The 2,547-nt window shown below is 30.5% G+C and carries 3 protein-coding genes; all 3 read left to right on the top strand.

All coding sequences use genetic code 11. The features are described from left to right. Positions 1–126: 126 nt before the first annotated feature. The 3 genes from AK212_RS12790 (at position 127) to erm(C) (ending at position 2,152) form a co-directional block, all read left to right on the top strand. Entirely contained in the window at positions 127–603 is a 477-nt protein-coding gene (locus AK212_RS12790; RefSeq protein WP_000664727.1) for a replication/maintenance protein RepL, read from the top strand. A 694-nt stretch (positions 604–1,297) separates the two neighbouring features. Beyond that, positions 1,298–1,357 carry a 23S rRNA methylase leader peptide ErmCL gene (ermCL, locus tag AK212_RS13535; RefSeq protein WP_002497446.1) on the top strand — a complete coding sequence of 20 codons (60 nt, stop codon included), beginning with the start codon at positions 1,298–1,300 and terminating at the stop codon, positions 1,355–1,357. Positions 1,358–1,417: 60 nt separating this feature from the next. Continuing rightward, positions 1,418–2,152: a 23S rRNA (adenine(2058)-N(6))-methyltransferase Erm(C) gene (gene erm(C) / locus AK212_RS12785; RefSeq protein ID WP_001003263.1), complete on the top strand. Its 735-nt coding sequence runs from the start codon at positions 1,418–1,420 to the stop codon at positions 2,150–2,152. Positions 2,153–2,547: the final 395 nt, after the last annotated feature.

Genomic DNA, 2,547 nt, shown 5'->3' with positions numbered 1-2,547 from the left:
TTATAAGGAATTTGTTTGTTCTAATTTTTCACTCATTTTGTTCTAATTTCTTTTAACAAATGTTCTTTTTTTTTTAGAACAGTTATGATATAGTTAGAATAGTTTAAAATAAGGAGTGAGAAAAAGATGAAAGAAAGATATGGAACAGTCTATAAAGGCTCTCAGAGGCTCATAGACGAAGAAAGTGGAGAAGTCATAGAGGTAGACAAGTTATACCGTAAACAAACGTCTGGTAACTTCGTAAAGGCATATATAGTGCAATTAATAAGTATGTTAGATATGATTGGCGGAAAAAAACTTAAAATCGTTAACTATATCCTAGATAATGTCCACTTAAGTAACAATACAATGATAGCTACAACAAGAGAAATAGCAAAAGCTACAGGAACAAGTCTACAAACAGTAATAACAACACTTAAAATCTTAGAAGAAGGAAATATTATAAAAAGAAAAACTGGAGTATTAATGTTAAACCCTGAACTACTAATGAGAGGCGACGACCAAAAACAAAAATACCTCTTACTCGAATTTGGGAACTTTGAGCAAGAGGCAAATGAAAAACAAGAAAATGCATTATCTGATTATTATTCTTTCAAGGACTAGTATAACATAAAATCGTCTACAAATAGACAAAAAACCTGCACGCTTAATGTAGATCAAAAGCTTAACGCAAATGAAATAGATTGACCTCCCAATAACACCACGTAGTTATTGGGAGGTCAATCTATGAAATGCGATTAAGCTTTTTCTAATTCACATAAGCGTGCAGGTTTAAAGTACATAAAAAATATAATGAAAAAAAGCATCATTATACTAACGTTATACCAACATTATACTCTCATTATACTAATTGCTTATTCCAATTTCCTATTGGTTGGAACCAACAGGCGTTAGTGTGTTGTTGAGTTGGTACTTTCATGGGATTAATCCCATGAAACCCCCAACCAACTCGCCAAAGCTTTGGCTAACACACACGCCATTCCAACCAATAGTTTTCTCGGCATAAAGCCATGCTCTGACGCTTAAATGCACTAATGCCTTAAAAAAACATTAAAGTCTAACACACTAGACTTATTTACTTCGTAATTAAGTCGTTAAACCGTGTGCTCTACGACCAAAAGTATAAAACCTTTAAGAACTTTCTTTTTTCTTGTAAAAAAAGAAACTAGATAAATCTCTCATATCTTTTATTCAATAATCGCATCAGATTGCAGTATAAATTTAACGATCACTCATCATGTTCATATTTATCAGAGCTCGTGCTATAATTATACTAATTTTATAAGGAGGAAAAAATATGGGCATTTTTAGTATTTTTGTAATCAGCACAGTTCATTATCAACCAAACAAAAAATAAGTGGTTATAATGAATCGTTAATAAGCAAAATTCATTATAACCAAATTAAAGAGGGTTATAATGAACGAGAAAAATATAAAACACAGTCAAAACTTTATTACTTCAAAACATAATATAGATAAAATAATGACAAATATAAGATTAAATGAACATGATAATATCTTTGAAATCGGCTCAGGAAAAGGGCATTTTACCCTTGAATTAGTACAGAGGTGTAATTTCGTAACTGCCATTGAAATAGACCATAAATTATGCAAAACTACAGAAAATAAACTTGTTGATCACGATAATTTCCAAGTTTTAAACAAGGATATATTGCAGTTTAAATTTCCTAAAAACCAATCCTATAAAATATTTGGTAATATACCTTATAACATAAGTACGGATATAATACGCAAAATTGTTTTTGATAGTATAGCTGATGAGATTTATTTAATCGTGGAATACGGGTTTGCTAAAAGATTATTAAATACAAAACGCTCATTGGCATTATTTTTAATGGCAGAAGTTGATATTTCTATATTAAGTATGGTTCCAAGAGAATATTTTCATCCTAAACCTAAAGTGAATAGCTCACTTATCAGATTAAATAGAAAAAAATCAAGAATATCACACAAAGATAAACAGAAGTATAATTATTTCGTTATGAAATGGGTTAACAAAGAATACAAGAAAATATTTACAAAAAATCAATTTAACAATTCCTTAAAACATGCAGGAATTGACGATTTAAACAATATTAGCTTTGAACAATTCTTATCTCTTTTCAATAGCTATAAATTATTTAATAAGTAAGTTAAGGGATGCATAAACTGCATCCCTTAACTTGTTTTTCGTGTACCTATTTTTTGTGAATCGATTATGTCTTTTGCGCATTCACTTCTTTTCTATATAAATATGAGCGAAGCGAATAAGCGTCGGAAAAGCAGCAAAAAGTTTCCTTTTTGCTGTTGGAGCATGGGGGTTCAGGGGGTGCAGTATCTGACGTCAATGCCGAGCGAAAGCGAGCCGAAGGGTAGCATTTACGTTAGATAACCCCCTGATATGCTCCGACGCTTTATATAGAAAAGAAGATTCAACTAGGTAAAATCTTAATATAGGTTGAGATGATAAGGTTTATAAGGAATTTGTTTGTTCTAATTTTTCACTCATTTTGTTCTAATTTCTTTTAACAAATGTTCTTTTTTTTT

Origin of the sequence: Staphylococcus borealis (assembly GCF_001224225.1) — a bacterium.
GTDB lineage: Bacteria > Bacillota > Bacilli > Staphylococcales > Staphylococcaceae > Staphylococcus > Staphylococcus borealis.
This window is presented reverse-complemented; position numbering and strand designations above follow the sequence as displayed.